Origin of the sequence: Promicromonospora panici, from assembly GCF_900608595.1 — a bacterium.
Lineage (GTDB): Bacteria > Actinomycetota > Actinomycetes > Actinomycetales > Cellulomonadaceae > Promicromonospora > Promicromonospora panici.
The window spans coordinates 94,085-118,637 of record NZ_UWYY01000018.1; the positions used below are offsets into that span (position 1 = coordinate 94,085).

Genomic DNA, 24,553 nt, shown 5'->3' on the forward strand with positions numbered 1-24,553 from the left:
TGCGAACTGCCGACCTCGGCGGAGACCCGCAGCGGCCTGCCGACCACGGGGCCCAGCGTCCGGGGCGCCGTCCGGCTGGGCGTCGTCGAACCGGTTCGACTGCGTGGGTTACCAACTCGTGGGCCGTCCGCTGCGCCTTCGTGGCCTGAGTTCGGCCACATGCACTGCGTCAGATCTGACTTCGGTCCTTCGAACTGCGCCAGATCTGACTTCGGTCCTTTGCTTTGAGATCGGTCAATCAAACGACCGATCTCAAGGCAACCGACCGATCTCGACGGTGCAGGCCGAGCACCCGAGCCGCATCCCGTCCCCTGAACCTCGTTCCACCCACGATGAGAAGGAAGGCACTCAACGATGAGCACGACACCTTCATGGCACAGCGGTTCGCGTAGCGAACCAGCACCGCTCAGCAGACCCGCCTGGCGCAGATCGCGGCGCACCGCCGTCGCGGCGCTCGCGGCTCTGGCGCTTGCCGGCAGCACGGCCGGTGCGGCACTGGCGGCCCCGGCCGCCGTAACCGCCAGCATCACGGCGGGCGCCGGCACCGCGGCCACGAGCACCGCAACCGCCACAACCCCTACCGCCACAACCACGGCAGCACAAGAGCTGCCCGCACCCGACCTGCACTACACGATGGACGACGTCACGGGCGCCGTCGTGCCCGACTCCTCAGGGAACGGCCTCGACGGCGCGATCTCCGGCGCCACCGGCGTGGTCGGCGCCGAGGGCGGCGGCAGCGCGCTCGACCTGCCCGGCGGATCGGGCGGCGGTTACGTGACGATCCCGCGCGGTGCGCTCGAGGGTGCGACGGACCTGACCGTCTCGGCGCGCGCCCAGTGGGGCGGAACGGGCGGGGCGTGGCAGCGGTTCTTCGACCTCGGCACCAACACGACGCGCTACCTGTTCACGACGCCGTCGAACGGCGACGGGCGGCTCCGCGCCGCGATCACTACCAACGGCGGTGGCTCCGCCGAGGCGCAGGTGACAGGCTACGGCCCGCTCAAAGCCGGCGACTGGGTCACCCTGACCACCTCGCTCGACACCGCGGCGGACCGGGTCACGACCTATCTGGACGGCGTCGCCGTCGGATCGGCGACTACGACCATCTCGGCGGGGGAGCTCCTCACCGCAACCGCGCCGTCGGCGGGCTACCTCGGCAAGTCGTTCTGGCCGGACCCGCTGCTCGACGGCGCGATCGACGACTTCCGTATCTACCGCGGCGCGCTGGACGCCGGGCAGATAGCGGAGCTGGTGGGGGAGACTCCCGACATGGTGGAACTGACCGAGAACACCTTCGAGGTGCGCACGACGGTCGCCGCGGCGCCCGAGCTGCCCGTGGCGGTGCGGGCCTCCTTCACCGACGGGTACGACCGCGACGTGCCGGTGACCTGGGACGACGTCGACCCGGCGCGGTACGCGCAGCCGGGCGAGTTCACAGTCGACGGCGACGCGGCCGGGACGCCGGTGACCGCAACCGTCACCGTGCACCGGGGCGAGCTGCGCGTGGACCTCGGATCGGCGACCGGGCCGTTCCACGGCGGAGCGTCCGGCACGCTGTACGGGCTGTACGGCGACGGGCTCCCGAGCGACAACCTCATCGAGGGCATGGGCATCCGGACCGTCTCGACCAAGGCGCAGGACGGGCCGCAGCACCCTGGCGCCGACGCGCTCGAGGTCGTCCGGCCGCTCGCCGACGCGACCGACGGTGACGTCTACATCTACATGACCGACATCCACCGTGGCTTCCCGTACGAGTGGCCCGGCGACACCCCGCAGGAGAAGCTCGACACCTTCGTCGAGAAGATCGCGACCCAGGTCGACCAGGTGCTGGAGCTGCCGGAGGAGTACCAGGACAACGTGGTCTTCGTGCCGTTCAACGAGCCCGAGGGCAACATGTTCGGCACGGGCCAGTGGAGCTACAACAGGGTGAGCTGGCTGAACGACCCGACCGACTACTTCGCCGCCTGGGACCGGGTCCACGCGGTCATCAAGGAGCGGATGCCGCAGGCGCGCATCGCGGGCCCGAACACCAGCATCCTGTACGGCCAGGTGAAGGGCTACCTCGAGCACACCGTCGAGGCCGGGACCGTCCCGGACGTCATCACGTGGCACGAGCTGTCCCACCCGGAGAAGATCCGGGAGTCGGTGGCGACCTACCGCGGCTGGGAGGCCGAGGTCTTCGCGGGCACGGCGCACGAGGGCACCGAGCTGCCGATCAACATCAACGAGTACGCGTTCAACTACCACACCTCGGTGCCCGGCCAGATGATCCAGTGGATCTCGGCCATCGAGGACTCCAAGGTCGACGCCGACATCGCGTACTGGAACATCGACGGCAACCTGTCCGACTCCGCCGTCCAGTCCGACCGCGGCAACGGGCAGTGGTGGCTGTTCAACGCCTACGCCCAGATGACCGGGGACACCGTCGAGGTCACGCCGCCGTTCCCGGGCCAGAACTACACGCTGCAGGGCGTGTCGACCCTGGACACGGACCGCGCGATGTCGCGCACCATCGTCGGCGGGGCCGACGGCGCCGCGCCCGTCGAGCTGGTGAACGTCCCCGAGGCCGTGTTCGGCGACGACGTGCGCGTCACGGTGCGCGAGATCCCGTGGACCGGCCAGCTCGGCGACTCGGCCCAGCCGCGTCACCTGGCTGAGCTGACACTGCCCGTCACCGACGGGAAGGTGGCGCTGGAGTTCGACGGCGGCGCCACGCTGCCGCTGCTGCGGGAGTCGTCGGCGTACGAGATCGTCGTGACGCCCGCGGGCGTCGGCGAGTCCACGAGCACGGCGCCGACTTCGTGGGAGGCCAGCTACGAGGCCGAGGACGCCACCTACACCGGGTCGGGCTACTCGAAGAACGGCCCGGAGGGCTCGCCGTCCGACGTCGCGAAGTTCTACACCTCCGGCGGGTACGACGTCGGCGGGCTGCGTACCGGGTCGGACGGCGTCCTGGACTTCGAGGTCACGGTGCCCGAGGACGGCACGTACGACCTGTCGGTCTTCGCCAACAGCCTCAACACCTTCGACAGGGTGGCGGAGCAGGGCCCGACCAACGTGTTCGTGCGGGTCGACGGCGCCGCCGAGCAGGAGCTCCACCTGCCGCTCGCCTACAAGTGGGTGGTCTGGGACCACGCCGACACGACCGTCGACCTCACGGCGGGCACGCACACCATCTCGCTCGCGGCGCGGAGCCTCGACGGGACCGGCACGACCAAGGGCGACGCGATCCTCGACCGCATCACCCTGGCCCTGCCGAGCCCCGACGCCGGCCGCTCGGTGTACGAGGCGGAGCTCGCGACGCTCGACGGCGGACGGGCCGTGTACGAGGCCCCCGACGGGGTGGACCCGGCTACGGTCTCCGGCGCCGGCGGCGTCGAGCTGGCCGACGGCGAGACCGCGACCTTCTGGGTCTACGGCGCGCGTGACGCCGAGGCGACGCTCGGCGTCGACCTGCTGGGCGGCAGCGGGAGTGGCAGCAGCGGGACCCTCGCGGTCAACGGCCGCGAGGTCCTCGACCTCGCGCGGGACCGGCAGGTCGCGGCGCACCTGACCGGAGGCGTGAACAAGGTGGTCGTGACGGGCGGCGCCGGTGGCGTCGTCGTCGACCGGCTGACGGTCGCGCCGGGGGCCGGGACGCTCACGGCGACCGAGTACCAGGCCGAGGACGCCGAGCTCGCCGGCTCCGCGAAGGTGTCCGGGCTCTCGCTCGCCGAGGGCGGCAAGGTCGTGACCGACGTCGGGGGCGATCCCGGCAACAACAGCAGTCTGACGTTCCGGGTCGCGGCGGGACAGGCCGGCCCGCACGCCGTCGTCCTGCGGTACTCGAACCCGGAGCAGTCGCCGGCGTCGCACTACAACCCGGACCCGATCGCCCGGCGGGCGGACGTCTCGGTGAACGGCGGGGCGTCGACGCCGGTCCTCTTCCCGCACTCGTTCCACGCGAACAACTTCTGGGAGAAGACCGTCGTGCTCGACCTGGAGGAGGGCGAGAACACCATCACCCTGAGCTCGCAGGAGGCGCCGAACTTCGACGGCGTCACCTACGCCTCCGACGTCTGGCCCGACTTCCCGCTGCGGTCCCGCTGGGCTCCGGTCGTCGACCGGATCACGGTGTCGCCGCTGGCGGCGCCGGTCCGGACGGAGGTCACGACGAAGACCGCCTGCGTCGCGTCACGGGCCTTCCTGATGGTGAGCACTCGGAACGTCTCGGCGGCGCCGCTCGACGTGCGGGTCGAGGGTGAGCTCGGGAAGCGTTCGACGCGGGATCTGGCGCCGGGTGAGACCTGGCGGCAGACGTTCGCGGCCCGCGCGACATCGCTGGCGGCGGGCTCGGTCACGGTGACGGCGTCGGGCGTCGCCACGGAACACGCCTACCCGGCGGTGACCTGCGACTGACCCCTTTGGTTGTGGGCGTGATCGTTGCGGCTAAAACGGGCAGGTAGTCGCAACGGTCGCGCCCACAACAAAGTCTGTCTGGCCCTCAGGCGGGCGTTCGCGGTGTGCGGAGGAACGTCGCGACAGCCAGGGCGGCGGCGAGGCAGATCCCGCCGTTGACCCAGACGGCCGTGGTGACGCCCGAGAGCACCGCCTCGGCGTGCGGAGCCGCACTCGCGAGCGCCACAGCCGTGAACACGGCGCTCATGATCGGAGTGCCCATCGTGATGCCGACCTGCTGGCTCATCGTCGTCAGGCCGGTCGCCAGCCCCTGCTCGGAGCTTGGTACGCCGGATGTGGCAGTGACCATGAAGCCGACGATGACGACCAGGTTCGCGACGCCACCGATGAAGGTCGCGACGAGCACGAGCCAGATCGACGCGGGCGCGTCGGAGATCAGCACCAGTGGCAGGTCGCGGCGGCCTGCACGAGGAATCCTCCGACGATGGCGGCCTTGTTCCCGAACCTGCCGATCACTCGGGGACCGAGGAGCCCGCCCAGGACGGTGCCGAGGCCGAGGACGGCGAAGGACAGGCCCGCGCCGAGCGGTGTGTATCCGAGGGTCTCCTGGAGGTAGAGGGTGAGGAGGAAGACCAGCGACGTCTCGGTGACGAACGCGAGCGTGCCCGCGACGTTGCCCCTTCGGGTCCGTCGCGCCGCCCTGCAGCCCGAGGACGTCGGGCTGCGGGGTCATGGCGTGCGCCGGGTGCCCGGGCTACGCCGCGAGGAGCTCGCGATGCTCGCGGGCGTGAGCCCGACGTACTACTCGCGCCTCGAGCAGGGGCTGAGCACGAACGCGTCGGAGGCGGTGATCGCCTCGATCGCGCGGGCACTGAACCTGACCCGGGACGAGCAGGCACCTGTTCAACGTCGCTAGGCCGGAACGGTCGTCCAGGCGGAGGGCCGCGGCGAAGCCCGACCGCGCACGGACCGGGACCCTCCGGCTGATCAGCTCCCTGCACGGCACACCGGCGGTCATCATCGGCCGGCGCAGCGAGGTGCTCGGCTGGAACCGGCTCGGGCACCGGCTCGTCGCTGGCCATCTCGACTTCGAAAGCCCGGGACACGTCGCGGACCGGCCGAACATGACGCGCATGCTCTTCCTCGACGAGCACACCAAGGAGCTGTACGCCAGATGGCACGAGGAGGCGGTTCGTGCCGTGGCGTCGCTCCGCGTTCTCGGCGGAAGGAGCCCGGAGGACGCCGAGCTGACCGCACTCGTCGGGGAGCTCACGGTGAGGAGCCCGGAGTTCAGCACGCTGTGGGCCAAGCACCCCGTGGAGAGGTGCGTCTCGGCCCTGAAGTACTTCCGGCATCCAGAGGTCGGCGAGCTCGAGCTCACCTTCGAGGTGCTGACGCCCCCGGACGACTCCGGTCACCGGGTCCTGCTGTACACCCCGGACCCTGGCACCGGGGCCGAGGCGCTCGAGCTGCTCGCCCGCGACGTCGAGACGACGGGTCCCGCCGCGCCCGTGGCGCGCTGAGCAGGCCCGCCAGATGGCGGGGAATGCGCGTCGACAGCGCCACGTTCGGCTGATGTTCCCGGCGCGATCGAGGTCAAGACTGGCCGACCAGATGCCGCCGTCGATCACACCTGAGATGATCCCGCTGCTGCGCCAGGGCCGGTCTCCGATGGATCTGGACGTCGACGACGTGCTGGAGCAGGCGGGCGTCGAGCGCCGGGACGTGACCGTCCCCGGGTACGACGGCGACGAGATCGAGGTGACGGTCCTGCGGCGTGCGGGCCGGACCGGCGTCGGGCCAGGGGTCTACCACACCCACGGCGGCGGCATGATCCTGGGGGACAGGTTCGTCGGCCTGGACCAGATCATCGGCTGGGTCACCGACCTCGACGCTGTCGTCGTGACCGTCGAGTACCGCCTCGCGCCAGAGTTCCCCGACCCGTACCCCGTGCGCGACTGCTACGCGGGTCTCGTGTGGACGGGGAAGCACGCCGAGGAGCTGGGCATCGATCCCGACCGCCTGATCATCGCCGGGGCGAGCGCCGGCGGCGGCCTCGCCGCGGGCACCGCCCTGATCGCCCGGGACGAGGGCGGCCCCGCCCTGGCAGGGCAGGTGCTGATCTACCCCATGCTGGACGACCGCGACCAGACCGTCTCGACCGCCCAGATCGACGGCGTCGGCGTCTGGGACCGGGTCTCGAACGTGACCGGGTGGTCGGCGCTCCTCGGTGACCGCCGGGGGACCGACGGCGTCTCGGTCTACGCCGCCCCCGCGCGGGCCGCCGACCTGTCCGGGCTGCCGCCGGCCTTCATCGACTGCGGCAGCGCCGAGGTGTTCCGGGACGAGGACGTCGCCTACGCCACCGCGCTGTGGGCGGCGGGCGTGCAGGCGGAGCTGCACGTATGGCCCGGCGGGTTCCACGGCTTCGACATGATGGCGCCGCACAGCATGCTGGCCGAGGCGATGCGCACGGCACGCGACTCCTGGGTGGCGCGGGCCTTCGGCGTCTGAGGCTCGCCGCGGAACGTACCGTTGCTCCCATGAGCCCTAGCGTCGAGATCACCGCGGACCTGATCCGGGACCTGCTGCGCGAGCAGCACCCCGATCTGGCGGACCGCCCGCTGCGGCTCGGCGCGAAGGGCTGGGACAACCAGCTGTGGCGGCTGGGCGACGACCTCGCCGTCCGGATGCCGTGGGCCACCCAGGCGGCCGACTCCCTGCTGCGCAAGGAGCACGCCTGGGTGCCCGGGCTCGCGCCGCGTCTGCCGCTGCCGGTCCCCGTCCCGCAGCGCCTGGGCGAGCCGGCCGCGCGCTTCCCGCGCTCCTGGATCGTCACCACCTGGGTGCCGGGCACGCCGGCCGACCACGCCCCGGCGACCCGGGCGGCCGAGGCCGCCAGGGCTCTGGCCGCCTTCCTGTCGGCCCTCCACCGGCCCGCGCCGGAGGAGGCGCCGGCCGGCCGCGGCCGGGGCGGACCGCTGGCCGAGCGCTCCGCGGAGTTCTCCGACCGGCTGGCCGCCGCCGTTGAGCTCGACCTCGTCGCCGACCCGGACGCGCTGTGCGCCGTCTGGGACGACGCGGTGGCCGCGCCCGAGTGGGCGGGCCCGCCGGTGTGGCTGCACGGCGACCTGCACGCGGCCAACATCCTCACCGCGGACGGCACCTTCTGCGGCGTCATCGACTTCGGCGACCTGTGCGCGGGCGATCCGGCGACCGATCTGGCCGCCGTATGGTCCCTGCTGCCCGACGGCGCCGCGGCCGCGTTCCACGAGGCCTACCGGCCGGCGGGTGGTGCGGACCGTGCTGTCGGCGCCGACGACGCGACGCTCCGGCGGGCCCGGGGCTGGGCCGTGCTGACCGCGCTGAGCGGCATCCTGATCGGCGAGGCCGAGGTGCACGGCCGCCCGGGCGGCAAGCGGTCGTGGGGCCCGCCCGCACACGCCGCGGTGCGTCGCCTCCTGGCGACCGGTCGGTAGGGTTGGTTCACACGCGCGATGGAGCGAACATGCAAGAGCTCGTGGGCCGGCTGACGGCGCTCGACCCCGAGGCCAGCGAGACCCTCAAAGTCGTGGCCTACTTCGACGTGCTGGTCGCGGGCGGTGTCGGGCTCCAGGCGCTGCTGCGCGGCGCGGCGGTGCTCAGCGGCGCGGTCGCCGGAGCGTTCGACGGCCGTCGGACCTACCGCATCGGGCCCGACGGCGGCCGGCTCGCGGACCGCACCACTTCGGACGGCACCGCGGCTCAACAGCAGTGGCCGACCCGGACCATCAACAACGGGCGCGTCTGGCTCGAGCGCGAAGGAACTCCGCACGCCAACGACGAGATGGTCATCGAGCGGCTGGCGCTCGCGGTCGACCTGGTCGGTGCACGCGGGCCCGGCCGGCATGGCAGCGCCCTCGAGATCGCCGTCGACGCCGCCCGCGACGTCGCGGAACGCCGGATCGCGCTGTCCCGTCTCCGGCTCGATCCCGCGCGCGAGACCCGCATCGCCGCCCTCCCGTTGTCGCACGACCCGGGGACGGCCCTGCCGACGGCGGCGTCGACGGTCGTGGCGACACCGTACGGCCTGGTCCGCGCTGTGATCCTCGGCCGGGACGCGACCATCTCCGGCCCGGCCGGCGTCGGCGTCGCGCGACGTGGCGACCAGCTCCCGGAGTCCTTCCGGACGGCGCTGCTCGCCCTGCGGCTGCTGCCCGCCAACGACGCCGTCGTGGACGCCGCCGAGCTCGGCGTGGTCCTGGCTGCCGTCAGCGCGCTCGAACCCGTCGCCGCGCTGGAGCCCGACGTCGCCGCGCTCGCGCGGCTCGACGCCCGCGCCCGCGCGGTGCTCGACGAGCTCGCCGCGGCGGAGAGCGTGCGGGCTGCGGCGACGGCGCTCGGCATGCACCACTCCACGCTCCAGGCCCGCCACGACACACTGACGAGCGAGCTGGGCTACGACCCGCGGACCCTGGACGGCCGGGCACGGTACCGGCTGGCGCGCCTGCTGCTGCGTCTCGTCGAGAACCACTGACCAGCAACCGCGTGGTGGCGGCGGACCATTCGGGCCGCGGATTCGGGCCTCGGGTATAGGTTCTGCCGGGCCGGTCGGCCGGCCCCGGCTGCCGCGTGTGGTCGGACGCGGGTGCGGTCAGACGAAGGCCCCCAGCACCAGGACCACGACCAGGGCAACCACCGAGAGCACCGACTCCATGAGCGACCAGGTCTTGAACGTCTGGCCGACCGTCATGCCGAAGTACTCCTTGACGAGCCAGAAACCGGCGTCGTTCACGTGGGAGAGGAACACCGAGCCGGCGCCGATGGCGAGGACGAGCAGCGCTGCCTGCGTGGGCTCCAGGCCCGCGGCCAGGGGCGCCATGATGCCCGCGGCCGTGATCGTCGCGACGGTGGCCGACCCGGTCGCGATCCGGATCAGCGCCGCGACCATCCAGCCGGCCAGCAGCGGGGTGATCCCGGCTTCCGCGATGCCGGAAGCGATGACGTCGCCGACACCGGAGTCCACGAGCGTCTGCTTGAACCCGCCGCCCGCACCGACGATGAGCAGGATCCCGGCGATCGGCGCGAAGGACGAGCCGACCAGGTCGCCGAGCTGCTGCCGCGTGCGGCCGACGGCGGTGCCGAAGGCGAACAGTGCGAACAGCGACGTGATGAGGAGCGCCACGAGGGGCTCGCCGAGGAACTCCAGCACCGTCCCGTAGCCGGTATCGGTGGCGCCCGCGATCTCGACGACGGACCGCGCGAGCATGAGCAGCACGGGAAGCAGCACGACCAGGACCGAGAGGCCGAAGGACGGCTTGCGCAGCCCGGTGGCGGCGTCCGGCAGCACGGCGACCGCCGAGCTCCCGTCGCCATCGCTTCCACCAGCGCTCCGGCCGGTGCTCCCGCCGGCAGCGCCCGCGTGCTCGTCGCGGTCGCCGTCGGGTACACCCAGGATGGTGGTGGGCGGCGCGAGCCGCACCCACCGGGTGAGCGGGATCGCGAGGAGCGGGCCGGCGACGATCACGGTCGGGACGGCGACCAGCAGGCCGAGCCCGAGCGTGAGCCCGAGGTTCGCGCCGAGGGCGTCGATCGCGAGCAGCGGGCCGGGGTGCGGCGGCACCAGGCCGTGCAGCGCGGACAGTCCGGCCAGCGCCGGGATGCCGACCAGGACGGGGTTCGCGCGCATGCGCCGCGCCACGATCATCACGACAGGGATGAGCAGCACGACGCCGACCTCGAAGAACAGCGGGATGCCGACCACGAACGCGATGAGTGCCATGGCCCAGGGCAGCCGCTTGGCCGGCGTCTTGTCGAGGATGGTGTCGACGATCCGGTCGGCCCCGCCGGAGTCGATGAGGAGCTTGCCGATGATCGATCCGAGCGCGATGAGCACGCCCACGCCGGCGACCGTCGTCCCGAGGCCCGTGGTGAAGCTCGTGAACGTGTCGGTGAGGCCGATCCCGGCCACCAGCGCGAGCACGCCGGACCCGAGCACGAGGGCCAGGAACGGGTGCATCTTGAGCCACACGATGAGCGTGATGATGACGGCGATGCCGGCGACCGCCGCGAAAACGAGCTGCGGCGTCGACGCGGTGGGACCGGCATCGGCGGCGGCCTGGGGGAGGGTGGCCGCCGCGGCGGCACCCTGAGCGAGGAGGTGGGTGGAGTGGAACATCAGCGGTCCTCGGGCTCGGTGGGTGCGGTAGTGGGTTCGGTGACGATCCCGGCGTCGAGCCGGTGCAGGATCTCCTCGACGATCTGGTCGGGCCGTGGCGTGATGTCGACCGTGAACCCGGGCTCGTCGTCCTGCAGCCGTTCGAGCGCGGCGAGCTGGCTGTCGAGCATCTCGGGCTTCATGAAGTGCCCGGCCCGGCCCTGGATCCGCTCGCGGAGCAGGTCGTAGGAGCCGGTGAGGTGCACGAACTGCACGGTGCCGGTCGCGTCGCTGCCCGCCGTCTCCAGCAGCTCCCGGTAGCCACGCCGCAGGGCGCTGCACGGCACGACCGCGCTGTGGCCATCGGCGAGCTCCTTGGCGAACCAGTCCCGGATGCCGCGCAGCCAGGGCCAGCGGTCGTCGTCGTCCAGAGGGTGGCCGGCCGCCATCTTGGCGACGTTCGCCGGCGAGTGGAAGTCGTCGCCCTCCGCGAACGACGCGCCGAGCCGGCCCGCCAGGAGGGCGGCGACCGTGGTCTTGCCCGACCCGGCCACGCCCATCACGACGATGGCCCGCGGCGGGCGGTCCGTCCCGCCGCCAGGTGTCCCGCTGCTTGTCTGGGTTGAGAACATCGCTGTCTCGGTGACGTCTGTGTCCATCCCACCATCTTCGCCCATTGATGACACCATTAATGCGTGATTCATGTCACCAATGCCGAGCGGGCGGGCCGCGGCGCGCCGCCCAATTAGGCTTGGAGGATGCCCCCAGTGCTGCACAGCCCCGTTCTCGACTCCCTGGGCCGCCGCATCACCGGTGGCGAGCTCCCGGCCGGGACCGCGCTGACGCTGGACGGCATCGGCACCGAGTTCAACGTGTCCCGCACGGTCGCGCGCGAGGCGATGCGCCTGCTCGAAGGGCTGGGGCTGGTCCGGTCCGGTCCCCGGGTCGGCATCGTCGTGCTGCCGCACGAAGCGTGGAACGTCCTTGACCCGCGGGTCATCGCGTGGCGCCTGGACGGTCCGGGACGGGCGTCGCAGCTGCGCTCGCTGACCGAGCTGCGCCAGGCCGTCGAGCCGCTCGCCGCGGCGGGCGCGGCACGCGGGGCGTCGGCCGCCGTCCGCGACGAGCTGGTCGCGATCGCACGCCGCATGCGCACGCTCGGCGAGGCCGGCGAGGGCGACGGCGAGGAGTTCCTCGCGCTCGACATCCAGCTGCACGAGCTGCTCCTGCGGTCCAGCGGGAACGAGCTCTTCTCCGCGCTGGCCGACGTCGTCGCCGTCGTCATCTCCGGGCGCACCCACCTCGGCCTGATGCCGGCCTTCCCCGAGCCGGTGGCGCTGGACTCGCACGAGGCGGTGGCCGCCGCGGTCGCCCGGGGTGACGCCCACGCCGCCGAGGAGGCGATGGCCCGCATCGTGCGCGAGGTGCGCGGGGCGCTCGACAACGGGGCGGGGCCGGCACCCGCCGGCGGTCGCACGGCGGTCCTGCCTCCTGTATGAATGGGGCGTGCCCGCGCCCCGACGACTCCGCGACGCGCGGGGTCCCGTCGCGGCCTCGGTAGCGACGGCGGCCGCGCTGCTGACCCACCTCGCCGGAGGTGGTGCGCTCCCCGGCTGGCTGGGGATCCTCGTCCCGTGGGCGCTGTCGCTGGCGGTGTGCACGTTCCTCGCGGGCCGTCGCCTCTCGCTGTGGCGGACGACGGCGTCGGTCGCACTGAGCCAGGTCCTGTTCCACACGCTGTTCGTGCTGGGTACGCCGACGGCGGCGGGCGGCTCGGCGGGCGGGCACCTGGGCCACGGGGTGCCGGCCGGCTTGGCGACGTCGCCGGCGGGGATCGTGGCGGGCTCGTCGGAAGGGTCCCCGTCAGGTCTCGCGGAGCTGCTCCAGGCGAGCCCCGCGATGTGGTTCTGGCACGGGGCCGCCGTGGTGGCGACCGTGGCCGCCCTGTACAGCGGTGAGCGAGTGCTCGTCCGGCTCCGGGAGCTCGCCGGGCGGATGGCGCAGTGGGTGCGGCGTCGCTTCGCGGTCCCCGCGAGCGTCGTCCTGCCGTATCCCGTCGTGCGCACGCCGGCGCCGGCCTGGTTCGACGATTCGTTCTCGGCTCGTCCCGGGAGGTCACCGCTGCGGCGTCGCGGGCCGCCCCGCGCGCACGCCGCCTGACCTTTTCTCCACCGATCGGCCCCGCCGTGCCCGCCGTCCTGCTCGGACGTGCCCGCGCCCGGGGTATCGGTGCTGCCCTGACGACTCGAAAGCAACCCCCTCACATGACCACCACTGTTCTTGCCGCGCCCGAAGCCGGGCGCGAGGCCGGCCGCACCGACCCGCGGCGGACCGAGCGCCGGCACGTGCCCGGCCCCGGACGGCGTTCCGGCTGGTTCGGCCAGCTGCTGCTGCGGCTGCACTTCTACGCCGGCATCCTCGTCGGCCCGTTCATCCTCGTCGCAGCCCTCAGCGGCGCGCTCTACGCCCTCACGCCGGCGATCGAGCAGGTCGTCTACCGGCACGAGCTGCACGTCCCCACCACAGACACGTCGGTCTCGGACGGTCAGCTGACCCTGGCCGAGCAGACGGCGATCGCCCAGGCGTACCTCGGCGACGGCGCGACGCCGTCGGCCGTGCGCCCCGCGCCCGGACCGGGCGACACGACCCGGATCATGTTCACGGGGGAGGGCCTCGGCGACAGCGAGTCCCGCGCCGTGTTCGTCGACCCGAGTACGGGCGAGGTGCGCGGGGACCTCACCGTGTACGGCACCAGCGGCGCCCTCCCGCTGCGCAACTGGGTCTCCAACCTGCACGGCGACCTGCATCTGGGCGATGTCGGCCGCGTCTACAGCGAGCTCGCCGCGTCCTGGCTCGCGGTCGTCGCGCTCGCGGGCCTCGGGCTCTGGGCGCACCGTTTCCGCACGTCCCGCGCCCGGAGGGACTTCGTGCGGCCGGCCCGCGGGCGTAGCGGGTACCGGCGCGTGTTCACGTGGCACGCCTCGGTCGGCATCTGGGTGCTCCTGGGAGCGGTGTTCCTCTCCGCGACGGGTATCAGCTGGTCGCTGTACGCCGGGGACCGGGTCGGCGACCTGCGCGCGGCGCTCGACTGGGAGACGCCCGCGGTCGACCCAGTGCTGCCAGCGGGTGCGGGTGCGGGTGCAGGTGCCGGGTCGCCGGACGCCGGGGCTGACGGCGGCACGGGTGACGCCGCCAGCCCTGACGCGGGTGGGCATGCCCACCACCGGACCGACGCGGCATCCGGCGCGACACCGGGCGCGGCGTCCGAGGCGACACCCGGGGCGACGGCGGCTGATGCCACTGCGGACCCGGCAGCCTGGGGCGAGCGGCTCGACGCCGTGCTCGCGACGGCCCAGGGCGTCAACGTCAACACCGGCCTCGTCGAGATCAGGCCGCCCGCGGAGCCCGGCACCGCGTGGGTGGTGCAGGAGGTCCAGCGCAGCTACCCGAGCGAAGTCGACGCGGTGGCGATCGACGGCGACACCCTGCGGGTCACGGACCGCACGGACTTCGCCGACTTCCCGCTGGCCGCGAAGCTCACCCGCTGGGGTATCGACGCACACATGGGCTCGCTGTTCGGCCTGGCCAACCAGATCGCGCTCTTCGGGCTCGCGTGCGGTATCGCGGCGATGGTGGTGCTCGGCTACCTCATGTGGTGGCGGCGCCGGCCGACGCGCGAGCCGCGCCCGCTCGCCGGACGGCCGCCCCGCCGGGGTGCGCTCCGCCGCGCGCCCTGGTGGGGGACCGCCGCCGTGGTCGCGGTGGCGGTCCTCGTGGGCTGGTGGCTGCCGCTGGTCGGGTACCCGCTGGCGGGCTTCGTGGTCCTCGACGCGCTCGTCGGGGCCCGGTCCGGCCGACGGGGCGCCGAGGTCGGCGCAGCGCGGCCGTCAGTGGCAGCCGCACGGCGGGCGGCAGTGGTCCGCCGTCCGGGTGGGCGCTGATCGACTGGAGCTGCAGCGCCACGAACCAGCGCGAGGCGGCCACAGCCGCCTCGCGGGAGGCCGCCCGGATGCCGGAGTTGGCCATGATCAGCAGGCGCCTAAACCGGACGGGTAGTCGCAAAGATCCCGCCCACAACCAAGGACCGCTCCTCCCGGGCGGCGGGTGGTGGCAGATCTGACCGCGTGCCTACCATGAGTCACGTCCGCCGGCACAGGGTCGCAACGCAGCGAGCCGTGGTTCCGCGCCGGCCCGCCGGGAGGTCCGACATGAGCGTCGACGCCGTGCACCAGTCCTCGACACCGGGTGAGCGCAAGGCCCGTGAGGTCGCCGAGGAAGCCCGCGAGAAGGAGTGGGCGCGTCCCAGCTTCGCCAAGGGGATCTACCTCGGCGCCTTCGACGTCACGCTGATCCATCCCTACCCGGTGCCCGACCCGGAGGTCGCGAAGCGGGGCACGCAGTTCCTCGAAACCCTGCGAGAGGTCTGCGAGACCATCGACGGCGCACGGATCGAGCGCGAGGACCACATCCCCGACGACACCATGGCCGCCCTGCGCCGGATCGGCGCCTTCGGCATGAAGATCCCGCGCGAGTTCGGCGGCCTCGGGCTGTCGCTCGTGGACTACGGCCGGGCGCTGATGCTGATCAGCACCGTGCACCCGAGCCTCGGGGCGCTGCTCTCGGCGCACCAGTCGATCGGCGTCCCGGAGCCGGTCAAGATGTTCGGCACCCCCGAGCAGATGCAGGAGTACCTGCCCAGGTGCGCGGCGGGCGCCGTCTCGGCCTTCCTGCTCACGGAGCCCGACGTCGGCTCCGACCCCGCCCGGATGAACTCGACCGCGACCCCGACCGAGGACGGCTCGGCGTACCTCCTGGACGGCGTCAAGCTCTGGACGACGAACGGCCCGATCGCCGAGCTGCTGGTCGTCATGGCCGCGGTGCCGCCGCACGACGGCGACGGGAGCGGTCGCGGGCGCCGGCGCGGCGGCATCAGCGCGTTCGTGGTGGAGGCCGACAGCCCCGGGATCACCGTCGAGCACCGCAACAAGTTCATGGGGCTGCGCGGCATGGAGAACGGGGTCACCCGGTTCCGGCAGGTGCGCGTGCCGGCGGCGAACCGGCTCGGCCGCGAGGGCCAGGGCCTGAAGATCGCGCTCACCACACTCAACACCGGCCGGCTCTCGATCCCCGCCATCGTCGCCGGCGCCGGCAAGTGGTCGCTGGGCATCGCCCGCCAGTGGTCGACCGAACGGGTCCAGTGGGGCCGGCCCATCGGCGAGCACGAGGCCGTCGGCTCGAAGGTCGCGTTCATCGCGGCGACGGCGTTCGCGCTCGAGTCGGTGTTCGAGCTGTCCGCGGCGCTCGCGGACGCCGGCCAGAAGGACTTCCGGATCGAGGCCGCGCTGGCCAAGCTGTGGTCGAGCGAGATGGGCTACCGGGTCGCCGACGAGCTGGTCCAGATCCGCGGGGGCCGCGGCTTCGAGACGGCGGACTCCCTCGCCGCCCGCGGGGAGCGGGCCGTGCCCGCCGAACAGCTGCTGCGGGACATGCGGATCAACCGCATCTTCGAAGGGTCCTCGGAGATCATGCGGCTGCTGATCGCCCGCGAGGCGGTCGATGTGCACCTGCACGCCGCCGGCGAGCTCGCCTCACGGGAGGCCCCGATCCTGGCCAAGGCTCACTCGGCGGTCGGCGCAAGCCGGTTCTACGCACGCTGGCTGCCGACGCTCGTGGCCGGCCAGGGGATGCGGCCCGGCGCCTACGGCGAGTTCGGGCAGCTCGCCCGGCACCTGCGCTTCGTGGAGCGGTCCTCCCGGACGCTGGCTCGGCGCACCTTCTACGCCATGGCCCGCTGGCAGGCGCGCCTCGACCGGAAAGAGGTGCTGCTCGGCCGCATCGTCGACGTCGGCGCCGAGCTGTTCGCGATGTCGGCGGTCTGCACGAGGGCCGACGCGATGCGCCGCCAGGACCCGGCGCCGGGCGCCGACGCCGTCCGGCTTGCTGACGCCTTCTGCGAGCAGTCCCGCGAGCGGGTGGCCGAGACCTTCCGCAGGCTCAACGCCTCCACGGACCGGACCGACACCCGGCTGGCCCGGGCCGTGCTGGACGGCCGGCTTCGCTGGCTGGAGGACGGCGTGATCGACCAGTCGGAGGGCACCGGCCCCTGGATCGCGCCCAGCGCCCCCTGAGCTGTCGCTCGGCCGGCCGGCGGAGCGTCAGGTGTTCGGCCCGGAATGCCGAACACCTGACGAACTACCGACCACCCGGGACCGTTTACCCGGCACCGTTCATGCGGCGCAGCGGGTCACGCGTGCGCGGCGCGCACCACGTCTGCCAGCGGCGTGAACGGGCGGCCCAGGAGGCGGGCCAGATCCTCGCTGTCCGTCTCGAGGTCCCCGGCGGCGATCGAGGCGTCGAGGCCTGCGACGAACCCGGCAGTGCCGGCGTCGAGCCCGACCTGCTCCAGCGCGGCCGCGTACTCCTCGACGGACAGGTCGCGGGGGGCGACCTTGGTGCCGGTCACGTCGCTGACCGTCGCGGCGAGCTCGTCGAACGTGAACGCGGGGCCGCCGAGCTCGTGGACGGCGTCGCCGTCGTCGTCGGTCAGGAGGGCGGCCGCAGCGGCCGCGGCGAAGTCGGCGCGGGCAGCGGCCGAGACCTTGCCGCCGGCGGTGGCACCGACGATCTCGCCTCGCTCGAGGTACTGGCCGAGCTGCGAGGTGTAGTTCTCGAAGTACCAGCCGTTGCGCAGCAGGGTGACCGGGATGCCGCAGGCGCGTAGCGCCGCCTCGGTGGCCTCGTGCTCCCCGGCGAGCGGGTTGGAGGTGTTGCCCGCCTTGAGGATGCTGGTGTAGGCGATGCGCTCCACGCCGGCGGCCTTGGCGGCGTCGATCACCGCGGTGTGCTGGGCGACGCGCGACCCGATCTCGCTTCCGGAGACCAGCAGCAGGCGCTGCACGCCGGCAAGGGCCGCGGGCAGGGTCTCGGGGCGCGAGTAGTCGCCCTCGCGAACCTGGACGCCGCGCTCGGCGAGGTCGGCGACCTTGCTGGGCGTGCGGACGATCGCCACGACGTCCGAGGCGGGAACACCGCGGGACAGGAGCTCCTCGACGACGAGGCGACCGAAGGGACCCGATGCACCGGTGACGGCGTAGGTGGTCATAACACTCTCCATTGCTTGGGTAGTTGCCAGCGGGTAGCACTAACGAAACGAAAGTACACCACATTCCGAGTGCGCGCGGTACTCTGGCTTCGTGAGCATCGCCGACCTGGAATCCGCAGACCTCGAATCTGACGACCGGGAGTCCGCCGTGCCCGGCGACGGCGCGACCGACGGCCCGACGCAGGAGCTGGTGACCGACGTGTTCGCGCGGGGGTGCGGCTCGCGGGCCGCCTTCGAGGTCGTCACCTCCAAGTGGTCCTCGCTCGCCCTGCTCGCGCTGGGGGAGGGCAGCTACCGGTTCAACGCGCTGCGCCGCCGCGTCGAGGGGGTCAGCGAGAAGATGCTCTCCCAGTCGCTGCAGGCCCTCGAGCGGGACGGCATGGTCACGCGCGACGTCGTCACGAACATCCCGCCGCGCGTCGAGTACTCGCTGACGCCGCTCGGCGAAGCCGTCGCGGAGCGGCTGCGCTCCCTCGCCGACCTGCTCCAGGACGCGGTCGCCGAGCGCGCCGTCGAGCAGGCCCGGTCGGCGTCGGACGGGGACGGCGCGTAAAGCCTCGCCGGGACCGCGGTGGAGGCATAACCTCCGCTCATGGTGAGCATCAGTATCGAGACCGCCGAGCAGATCGAGGCGCGGCTGGTCGAGGTCATCTCCGAGGCCGAGCTCGTCGTGCACGACGGGTCCTGGACGTTCGAGGAGTCGGTCGACCCGCCGGTTCTGACGCCCGAGACGCTGGCCGTCGTGCGGGACGAGGACGTGTGGAGCAGCCTCGTGCCCGCGCCCGCGCCCCCGGACGAGGCGGGGGACGGGGCATCGGGTGCGGCCGGCGCCGAGCGATTCGGGCTGTTCTCGTTCCACTTCCCGCACGCCGCCGACAACAGCGGCTTCGTCGGTTGGCTCGCCTCGCACCTGAAGCAGGAGCTGGGCACCGGAGTGTTCGTGGTGTGCGGGAGCAACACGTCGCGCGGGGGCATCTTCGACTACTGGGGCTGCCCCGACACGCTGCTGGCCGACGCGGTCGCCGTCGTCGAGAGGCTCCGATCGAGGGGCGCCCAGGGCTGAGCCGGCCCCCACGTGAGCGGGCTGACCCCTACGATCATCTCGTGACAAACCAGGACACGACGGGCCACGCGTCAGGCGCCCCGGCTCAGGTCGGATCAGCTCAGGTGAGCCCGGCCCAGGTCGACCCCAGGCCGGACGCGGAACCGGCCTTCTCCCCGGACGCGCACCGGCTCGACCTCGGACGCCTCGGCGCCATCACGCTCGTGGTCGGCATCGCGCTGACCGGACCGCTGGCGTGGGCCTGCGGGTGGGCCGTGGTGACCGACCCGGACCCGGCCGCCAAGGCGATCGCGGGTTTCTTCGGGCTCTTCTTCGGCGGCCTGTGCCTGCTCTTCGTCGCCAACTTCTGGAAGGTGACGCGACCGCGCGGCATCGTCGTCGACGCCGCCGGCATCTGGTTCTGGCACGGCACGACGTGGGACGTCGTCCGCTGGACGCAGGCTGCTCGCGTCGGCCTGTCGTACGAGATGCCGCCCAGCCTGCCGACGATCGGTGGACCCTTGGCCCACCTGAAGGCCGCCGTGAGCGGCTGGCTGAAGGACCGGATCTACGGCTTGCTGCGCATCACCGACAAGCGAGGCATCGCCCTGGAGATTGTCCCCATGCGCGAGGAGGAGCTGCTCGAGCTGACCCGCCTGAAGCGCTACCGCGCCAAGGACCCGGCGCCGACGCCAGGCGTACCTCGGTTGCTGTGGCGCGTGCGGCTGCCCGGCGGCTACCACTCGTTCGAGAAGCTGATCACGGCGGGCGAGCGGTTCGGCGGGCACACGTGGGAGGGCTGGTTCCGCAGGCAGTGGAGCGGCGGCGCCGGGCGCGGGGCGCGCGAGGCGGGCTGAGCGCTCGTCCCTGATTGGCTGGGGTGCCCTGCGATGTCCGGGCATACGCTTTCGCCATGGCGGTGGCAGCCTCCTCACCAGCCCTGGTCGGCCGTACCGCGGAGCGGGCGGTGCTCGACCAGCTCGTGCATTCTGCCGCGCGGGGCTCTGGATCCGTCGTCTTCATCGAGGGCGAAGCGGGGATCGGCAAGTCCCGCCTCGTCCAGAGCGTTCGTGAGTCGGCAGGGCGCCGCGGGTTCAGCTGTCTGGTCGGTGCGGCTCGGCCGCTGGAGACGACTCGGCCGTTCGGGGCTGTCGCAGAGGCACTGGGGATGCGGCGCGGATCGCCCGATCCGCGCCGCGCCGAGCTCGCGGCACTGCTGAGCGGCAGACAGGGGTCGGACGTCCGGTACGACGTGCTGGAGGCGGCCATCGAGCTCGTCGAGGTGGAGTCCCGAGCTGCATCGACGCTGCTCGTGCTGGAAGACCTGCACTGGGCGGACGAGTCCACGTACCTGGTCCTTCGAGCGCTGCTCCATCGGGCAACGCTTCTGCCCGTGCTGGTCGTCGTGACGCTGCGGCCGACACCTCGGACCGCCGAGCTCGACCTCGTTCTGGCCGAGGCGATCGCCGCTGGCGCGGTATCGCTGCAGCTTGGTCCGCTGGCACCGGCCGAGGCGCTCGAGCTGGTTCGCGCCGAGTCCGGGCACGACCCCGCCCTCGAGCTGGTGGTGAAGAAGGCGGGCGGCAACCCGCTCTGGGCCTTGGAGATCGCGCGATCGGTCTCCGCCGACGGATCGCTCCCCGATTCGTTCGGCAGCCTGGTGCTGCGCCGTCTGCGATACGTGCCGGACGCGACCCTCGCAACCTTGCGCGTGGCCGCGGTACTGGGGGACGTCTTCTCGCTGGTTGACCTGTCCACGGTGACGGGCCGGCGCGCCGTCGATCTCCTGGGAGACCTGCAGCCCGCGGTCGAAAGCCGGTTGCTCCGCGAAGAATCAAGCAACCTGGCCTTCCGGCACCAGCTCGTGCACGAGGTGATCTACCACGATATTCCCGAAGCTGGGCGGGTGGCGCTGCATCGAGAGGTCGCCCGGGTGCTCGCCGGCGCTGGAGCTCCGGTCACACAGATCGCTGCCCACGTGCTTCGCGGTGCCGTGCCCGGTGACGCCCAAGCGGCTGCCTGGCTACGCTCCGCGGCAGCAGAGGCGCTCCCGCGGGCGCCCGAGGTCGGGGTCGAGCTGCTGCAGCGGGCCCGTCTGCTCGCGCCATCGGACGACGTCGAGGTGCAGCTCGCGGAAGCCCTGCTCCGGGCCGGCCGGGTCGCGGACTGTGCTGCTCTTGCGGAGGAGGCTATTCAGCGGCCGCACGTCACGAGATCCACCGCCGCACTGCGGCTCCTGCTCGTCGAGGCGCTGTCCCTGCAGAATCGGGGCCCCGAGCTGGTTGCGCAGGCTGAAGCGGCTCTCGCGACTCCCGATCTGTCGGATGCCGGGCGGGCGCTCGTGCTGGCCCAGGCCGCCTACGGCCGCGCGTTCTCGGGCGACCTGCCGGGAGGCGAGCACAGTGCCCGGGCGGCCGTGACATCCGCGGACCGCGCCGGGGACGACGGGATGCGGGTGTGGAGCCGGACCACGTTGTCGTTCGCGGTGAAGACGCAGGGCAGGTACGCCGAGGCGGTCGATCTCACACGGCAGGCGCTCGACATCGCCCGAGACTCGGCTGAGGGTCGGCTCCGGCACCCGTGTTTCTTCTTCGGCATGGCGCTGGCTGACGCCGACGACCTCGTCTCGGCCAGGGAGGCGTACAAGGACGCGGTCGCGGAGTGCACAGTTCTCGGATCGTCGTGGATTCTGCCCGACATCCAGCAGCTCACCGGCGAGCTGCTCTTCGACCTGGGTGAGTGGGACGACGCACTCGTGGAGCTCGAAGCCGGCCTCCACTCCGCGGCTGAACGAGGCAACCAGGTGCCGGTCACCCAGTCGACGGGCTACCAGGCGCTCATCCTCGCCGGCCGTGGAGACCTGCCTGCCGCTGAGGCCCTGCTCGGCGGTCTTCCCGAGGCAAGGACCTACGGAGTGGAGGTCGCGGCGCTCGCTCGGGCATGTGCAGCCGAGGGACGGGGTGACCCAGCGGCCGCGTTCCGGCACGTGATGACGGCTTGGCGCGACGACCTCGACGGCCAGGTTCTGCGCTTCCTGCGGCTGCTCGGTCCACCTCTGAGCCGACTGGCGCTGGCCGTACGTCGGCCCGACGTCGCGGCGGCTGTCGCCGACAGCGTCGAGCAAGCGGCCGCGCTGGCCGGCGACGTGGTGGGGGTCCAGGCTGCCGCCGTCCGGTGTCGCGGTCTTGCCGACCGGGACCAGGACGCACTCCTGCATGCCGTCGAGCTGGCGCGGTCCTCCCCGCGGATTCTGGACCGGGCGGGGACCCTGGAGGACGCCGCAGCGCTGGTCGGGCCCGCGGGAGCACAGTTGCTACTGGTCGAGGCTCTCGACATCTACGAGCAGGTGGGCGCCTCCGCCTGGGCGGGGCGCGTTCGGGCCTCCCTGCGGGCGATGGGCGTGCGCGTCGGCGTACGTGGTGAGCGGCAGCGACCGGCCTCCGGCTGGGCGAGCCTGACCGACACCGAGCTCGCCGTGGTCCGGCTCGTCGCCGAAGGGCTGACCAACCGCGAGGCGGCCGGTCGCCTGTTCGTCTCGCCGCACACCGTCAACACGCACCTGCGGCACGTCTTCGCCAAGCTCGGGGTCTCCTCGCGCAGTGCCCTCACCGCCGAAGTGGTGCGGCAGGATCACACGATCGAGTGATGTCTCCGCTCGGTCGCCGAGCCAGGCTCAGGTGTACCAACACTCTGAGGAGACCGACATGCCTGCTTTGGGTTTCGTACTTCCGATCCTGCCCGGTAAGACCGACGACGACCGGGAGGCCATGACGTCCTGCTGGCGCGGGCACCGCAAGGAGGCGTTCGAGGCATCCCGGGATCGGCTGGGGATCACCCGCGAGGCGGTGTGGATCCAGCCGACGCCGACCGGTGACGTGGCGGTCGTCTACGTCGAGGCCGAGGACCTGCCGTCGGTGTTCAAGGGACTCGCGACGTCCCAAGAGCCGTTCGACCGGTGGTTCCGCGCCTACGTCCGCGAAGTTCACGGGGTCGCGCTCGAGGACGAGACGCCTCCGCCCGAGCAGGTGCTGGACTTCGGTGCCTGACAGGACCACAGGTTCCCGCTCGAACGCGGCGTCGAAAGGTCAGCCGCTCACGGCGGCGTCGGCCAGGTTGATGCCCCACGCGTCGCGGACGAGCCGGCGTCCGGAATCTGTGACGTCCAGCCCGCGACCGGACCGGTGCCGGACCACCCACCCCGCGTCGAGGAACCGCGCGCCGACCGCAGCGCCGAGAGCTCCGGCCAGGTGCGGCCGGCGCTCCGTCCAGTCCAGGCAGGCCCGGGTCGTGGCCCGGCGGGAGGTGACGGCGCCGTCGACGTCCACCCCGATCGCGCCCAGGCCGACGGCGCCGGCGTCGCTGAGGCTGAGCTCGTCGCGGCCGGCGAGCCACCCGCACCGGACCCAGGCGTCCGTGAGGCCGGTGCCGAGCCGGCCCGCGAGGTGGTCGTAGCAGAACCGGGCCGCCGCCAGGTACTCGGCCTGCCGGCTGCGGCGGTAACCCGAGACGGGGGCGGCGTCGGCGAGCGTGCCGAGGGTCTCCAGCGCGGTGGCGACCTCCCTGTCCGCGAGGGCGTAGTAACGGTGGCGCCCCTGGCTCTGGTAGGTGACCAGCCCGGCGTCGACCAGGACGCTCAGGTGCTCCGACGCCGTCGACGCGCTCACCTCGGCCGCCCGCGCTAGCTCGCCCGCGGGGCGGCGGGTGCCATCCATGAGCAGGTTCAGGAACGTCGAGCGCGCCGGGGTGGACAGCGCCCTGCCTACGGCGGTGAAGTCCCGGTCGCGTCCCATGCGCCGACCGTACGGCCGGGACATTTCGGCGTCCACCGAAGCGTTCCCGACCTACGGTCCCCGCATGACCAGTCAGCACACGACCAGTCAGCACACGACCGGTCCTGACACGACCAGCCCGCAGGCGACCCGCCCCGACACGCCCGGACCCAGCATGCCTACGCACCCCTACGTCGCACGCGTCCACTGGGCCGGCTCGACGGGCGCCGGCATCCGCTCCTACTCGCGCGACCACGCCGCCGTCGCGGCGCCCGCAACCCCCGTGGTGGAGCTCAGCGCGGACTCCGCCTTCCGCGGCGACCCCGACCGGTTCAACCCGGAGCAGCTCGTGGTCATGGCAGCCTCCTCCTGTCAGCTGCTGTCGTTCCTCGGGGCCGCCGCGCGCGCCGGCATCGACGTGCTGTCCTACGACGACGAGGCCACCAGCTACCTGGACCTCGACGCGTCGCCGGCCCGCCTCGGGGCGATCCGCCTGGCCGCGACCGTCACGGTGGCCGCCGGGACCGACGAAGCCCTGGTCCGGGAGCTGGCCGAGCAGGCCCACCACGGCTGCTACGTCGCGAACTCGCTGGCGGTGCCGGTCGAGGTCGGCATGACCGTGCGGTTCGCATGAGCGCCGGCACGCAGGACCTCGAGGTCCACCTGCCCGACCGCCCCGGCGCCCTGGCCGACCTCGGCCAGGCGCTCGGCGAGGCGGGGGTGAGCCTGGAGGGTGGCGGCGTGTTCACCCACGACGGCCACACCGTGGCGCACTACCTCGTGCACGACGGTGCCCGAGCGCTCGCGGCGGTCACGGCGGCCGGGCTCGGCCCCGCGGCGGTGCGCGACGTCGTCCTGGCGCGCCTGGAGCAGGAGGTGCCGGGCCAGCTCGGCACGCTCGCGCGGCGCCTGGGCGACGCCGGGGTGAACGTGCTGGTCCAGTACAGCGACCACGTCGGCAATCTGGTGCTCTTGGTCGACGAGGCCGACGAGCCGGCCGCGCGGGAGGTCGTGGCGCGCTGGGCGCGCCGGGTCACCTCGCGCGACGGGCGCGCAGCCGTCCGATGACGGTCCACGCGACCATGCGCGCCATGCGCCGCGGCCCT

The 24,553-nt window shown here is 72.8% G+C and carries 22 protein-coding genes; 17 read left to right on the forward strand and 5 right to left on the reverse strand.

From position 1 onward, the window contains the following. Positions 1-354: 354 nt before the first annotated feature. Positions 355-4,398, forward strand: a complete 4,044-nt coding sequence (locus EW117_RS20915; protein WP_129788630.1) for a LamG-like jellyroll fold domain-containing protein — start codon at positions 355-357, stop codon at positions 4,396-4,398. Between the two features lie 85 nt (positions 4,399-4,483). Here EW117_RS20915 and EW117_RS30675 read toward each other — a convergent pair whose 3' ends face one another. Next, positions 4,484-4,840, reverse strand: a complete 357-nt coding sequence (locus EW117_RS30675; RefSeq protein ID WP_340641102.1) for an MFS transporter — start codon at positions 4,838-4,840, stop codon at positions 4,484-4,486. A 177-nt stretch (positions 4,841-5,017) separates the two neighbouring features. Here EW117_RS30675 and EW117_RS30680 point away from each other — a divergent pair, with 177 nt between their 5' ends. The 5 genes from EW117_RS30680 (at position 5,018) to EW117_RS20940 (ending at position 8,914) form a co-directional block, all read left to right on the forward strand. After that, positions 5,018-5,314, forward strand: coding sequence for a helix-turn-helix domain-containing protein (locus EW117_RS30680; RefSeq protein ID WP_340641103.1), 297 nt, complete (start codon positions 5,018-5,020; stop codon positions 5,312-5,314). 103 nt (positions 5,315-5,417) lie between these two features. Then, a complete protein-coding gene (locus tag EW117_RS30685) occupies positions 5,418-5,921 on the forward strand; it encodes an MmyB family transcriptional regulator (protein WP_340641105.1) in 504 nt (167 codons plus the stop codon). A 52-nt stretch (positions 5,922-5,973) separates the two neighbouring features. Next, a complete protein-coding gene (locus EW117_RS20930; protein WP_129788631.1) occupies positions 5,974-6,912 on the forward strand; it encodes an alpha/beta hydrolase in 939 nt (312 codons plus the stop codon). Between the two features lie 29 nt (positions 6,913-6,941). Beyond that, on the forward strand, positions 6,942-7,877 hold the full coding sequence (locus EW117_RS20935; protein ID WP_207211968.1) for an aminoglycoside phosphotransferase family protein: 936 nt from the start codon (positions 6,942-6,944) through the stop codon (positions 7,875-7,877). A 29-nt stretch (positions 7,878-7,906) separates the two neighbouring features. Then, positions 7,907-8,914 (forward strand): hypothetical protein, encoded by a 1,008-nt coding sequence (locus EW117_RS20940; protein ID WP_129788633.1) that lies wholly within the window; start codon positions 7,907-7,909, stop codon positions 8,912-8,914. A 117-nt stretch (positions 8,915-9,031) separates the two neighbouring features. Here EW117_RS20940 and EW117_RS20945 read toward each other — a convergent pair whose 3' ends face one another. After that, complete coding sequence (locus EW117_RS20945) at positions 9,032-10,555, reverse strand: GntT/GntP/DsdX family permease (RefSeq protein ID WP_129788634.1); 1,524 nt, start codon at positions 10,553-10,555, stop codon at positions 9,032-9,034. Then, positions 10,555-11,193 (reverse strand): gluconokinase, encoded by a 639-nt coding sequence (locus EW117_RS20950; protein ID WP_340641104.1) that lies wholly within the window; start codon positions 11,191-11,193, stop codon positions 10,555-10,557. Before EW117_RS20950 ends, EW117_RS20945 begins: the two co-directional genes overlap by 1 nt. Positions 11,194-11,292: 99 nt before the next feature. Between EW117_RS20950 and EW117_RS20955 the strand changes: the two genes are divergently transcribed. From EW117_RS20955 to EW117_RS20975, 4 genes are all read left to right on the forward strand, one after another. After that, positions 11,293-12,033, forward strand: coding sequence for a FadR/GntR family transcriptional regulator (locus EW117_RS20955; RefSeq protein WP_129788635.1), 741 nt, complete (start codon positions 11,293-11,295; stop codon positions 12,031-12,033). 7 nt (positions 12,034-12,040) lie between these two features. After that, positions 12,041-12,694 carry a hypothetical protein gene (locus EW117_RS20960; RefSeq protein ID WP_129788636.1) on the forward strand — a complete coding sequence of 218 codons (654 nt, stop codon included), beginning with the start codon at positions 12,041-12,043 and terminating at the stop codon, positions 12,692-12,694. A 104-nt stretch (positions 12,695-12,798) separates the two neighbouring features. Further along, on the forward strand, positions 12,799-14,475 hold the full coding sequence (locus tag EW117_RS20965; protein WP_129788637.1) for a PepSY-associated TM helix domain-containing protein: 1,677 nt from the start codon (positions 12,799-12,801) through the stop codon (positions 14,473-14,475). Positions 14,476-14,742: 267 nt separating this feature from the next. Continuing rightward, positions 14,743-16,662, forward strand: a complete 1,920-nt coding sequence (locus EW117_RS20975; RefSeq protein WP_129788638.1) for an acyl-CoA dehydrogenase family protein — start codon at positions 14,743-14,745, stop codon at positions 16,660-16,662. A gap of 116 nt (positions 16,663-16,778) precedes the next feature. Here EW117_RS20975 and EW117_RS20980 read toward each other — a convergent pair whose 3' ends face one another. Further along, positions 16,779-17,636: an SDR family oxidoreductase gene (locus EW117_RS20980; protein WP_129788639.1), complete on the reverse strand. Its 858-nt coding sequence runs from the start codon at positions 17,634-17,636 to the stop codon at positions 16,779-16,781. A 91-nt stretch (positions 17,637-17,727) separates the two neighbouring features. Between EW117_RS20980 and EW117_RS20985 the strand changes: the two genes are divergently transcribed. From EW117_RS20985 to EW117_RS21005, 5 genes are read left to right on the forward strand one after another with little or no spacing between them, the layout of a single operon-like run. Continuing rightward, positions 17,728-18,189: a winged helix-turn-helix transcriptional regulator gene (locus EW117_RS20985; RefSeq protein WP_277986482.1), complete on the forward strand. Its 462-nt coding sequence runs from the start codon at positions 17,728-17,730 to the stop codon at positions 18,187-18,189. Between the two features lie 39 nt (positions 18,190-18,228). Beyond that, positions 18,229-18,699: a DUF6196 family protein gene (locus tag EW117_RS20990; RefSeq protein WP_129788640.1), complete on the forward strand. Its 471-nt coding sequence runs from the start codon at positions 18,229-18,231 to the stop codon at positions 18,697-18,699. Positions 18,700-18,740: 41 nt separating this feature from the next. Further along, positions 18,741-19,535, forward strand: coding sequence for a hypothetical protein (locus tag EW117_RS20995; protein WP_129788641.1), 795 nt, complete (start codon positions 18,741-18,743; stop codon positions 19,533-19,535). A gap of 56 nt (positions 19,536-19,591) precedes the next feature. Next, positions 19,592-22,324, forward strand: coding sequence for an ATP-binding protein (locus EW117_RS21000; RefSeq protein ID WP_129788642.1), 2,733 nt, complete (start codon positions 19,592-19,594; stop codon positions 22,322-22,324). 58 nt (positions 22,325-22,382) lie between these two features. After that, the gene (locus tag EW117_RS21005) at positions 22,383-22,724 is read left to right on the forward strand and encodes a hypothetical protein (RefSeq protein WP_129788643.1); all 342 of its coding nucleotides are present in this window, start codon (positions 22,383-22,385) and stop codon (positions 22,722-22,724) included. 39 nt (positions 22,725-22,763) lie between these two features. On the opposite strand, the gene EW117_RS21010 is transcribed toward EW117_RS21005, so the two are convergent. After that, a complete protein-coding gene (locus tag EW117_RS21010) occupies positions 22,764-23,468 on the reverse strand; it encodes an ArsR/SmtB family transcription factor (RefSeq protein WP_242504420.1) in 705 nt (234 codons plus the stop codon). 64 nt (positions 23,469-23,532) lie between these two features. Here EW117_RS21010 and EW117_RS21015 point away from each other — a divergent pair, with 64 nt between their 5' ends. Together EW117_RS21015 and EW117_RS21020 are read left to right on the forward strand one after the other, a co-directional pair. Beyond that, entirely contained in the window at positions 23,533-24,081 is a 549-nt protein-coding gene (locus tag EW117_RS21015) for an OsmC family protein (protein ID WP_129788645.1), read from the forward strand. After that, positions 24,078-24,515 carry an ACT domain-containing protein gene (locus EW117_RS21020; RefSeq protein ID WP_129788646.1) on the forward strand — a complete coding sequence of 146 codons (438 nt, stop codon included), beginning with the start codon at positions 24,078-24,080 and terminating at the stop codon, positions 24,513-24,515. The genes EW117_RS21015 and EW117_RS21020 overlap by 4 nt, the downstream gene beginning before the upstream one ends. Positions 24,516-24,553: the final 38 nt, after the last annotated feature.

Excerpts from the sequence above, each read along its gene's own strand:
- EW117_RS20965 (WP_129788637.1), top strand. The coding sequence starts at position 12,799 with ATGACCACCACTGTTCTTGCCGCGCCCGAAGCCGGGCGCGAGGCCGGC.
- EW117_RS21005 (WP_129788643.1), top strand. The coding sequence starts at position 22,383 with ATGCCTGCTTTGGGTTTCGTACTTCCGATCCTGCCCGGTAAGACCGAC.
- EW117_RS20940 (WP_129788633.1), top strand. The coding sequence starts at position 7,907 with ATGCAAGAGCTCGTGGGCCGGCTGACGGCGCTCGACCCCGAGGCCAGC.
- EW117_RS21010 (WP_242504420.1), bottom strand. The coding sequence starts at position 23,468 with ATGGGACGCGACCGGGACTTCACCGCCGTAGGCAGGGCGCTGTCCACC.
- EW117_RS21015 (WP_129788645.1), top strand. The coding sequence starts at position 23,533 with ATGACCAGTCAGCACACGACCAGTCAGCACACGACCGGTCCTGACACG.
- EW117_RS21000 (WP_129788642.1), top strand. The coding sequence starts at position 19,592 with ATGGCGGTGGCAGCCTCCTCACCAGCCCTGGTCGGCCGTACCGCGGAG.
- EW117_RS20915 (WP_129788630.1), top strand. The coding sequence starts at position 355 with ATGAGCACGACACCTTCATGGCACAGCGGTTCGCGTAGCGAACCAGCA.
- EW117_RS20945 (WP_129788634.1), bottom strand. The coding sequence starts at position 10,555 with ATGTTCCACTCCACCCACCTCCTCGCTCAGGGTGCCGCCGCGGCGGCC.
- EW117_RS20950 (WP_340641104.1), bottom strand. The coding sequence starts at position 11,193 with ATGGACACAGACGTCACCGAGACAGCGATGTTCTCAACCCAGACAAGC.
- EW117_RS20930 (WP_129788631.1), top strand. The coding sequence starts at position 5,974 with ATGTTCCCGGCGCGATCGAGGTCAAGACTGGCCGACCAGATGCCGCCG.
- EW117_RS20935 (WP_207211968.1), top strand. The coding sequence starts at position 6,942 with ATGAGCCCTAGCGTCGAGATCACCGCGGACCTGATCCGGGACCTGCTG.
- EW117_RS20955 (WP_129788635.1), top strand. The coding sequence starts at position 11,293 with ATGCCCCCAGTGCTGCACAGCCCCGTTCTCGACTCCCTGGGCCGCCGC.
- EW117_RS20990 (WP_129788640.1), top strand. The coding sequence starts at position 18,229 with ATGGTGAGCATCAGTATCGAGACCGCCGAGCAGATCGAGGCGCGGCTG.
- EW117_RS20980 (WP_129788639.1), bottom strand. The coding sequence starts at position 17,636 with ATGACCACCTACGCCGTCACCGGTGCATCGGGTCCCTTCGGTCGCCTC.
- EW117_RS20975 (WP_129788638.1), top strand. The coding sequence starts at position 14,743 with ATGAGCGTCGACGCCGTGCACCAGTCCTCGACACCGGGTGAGCGCAAG.
- EW117_RS21020 (WP_129788646.1), top strand. The coding sequence starts at position 24,078 with ATGAGCGCCGGCACGCAGGACCTCGAGGTCCACCTGCCCGACCGCCCC.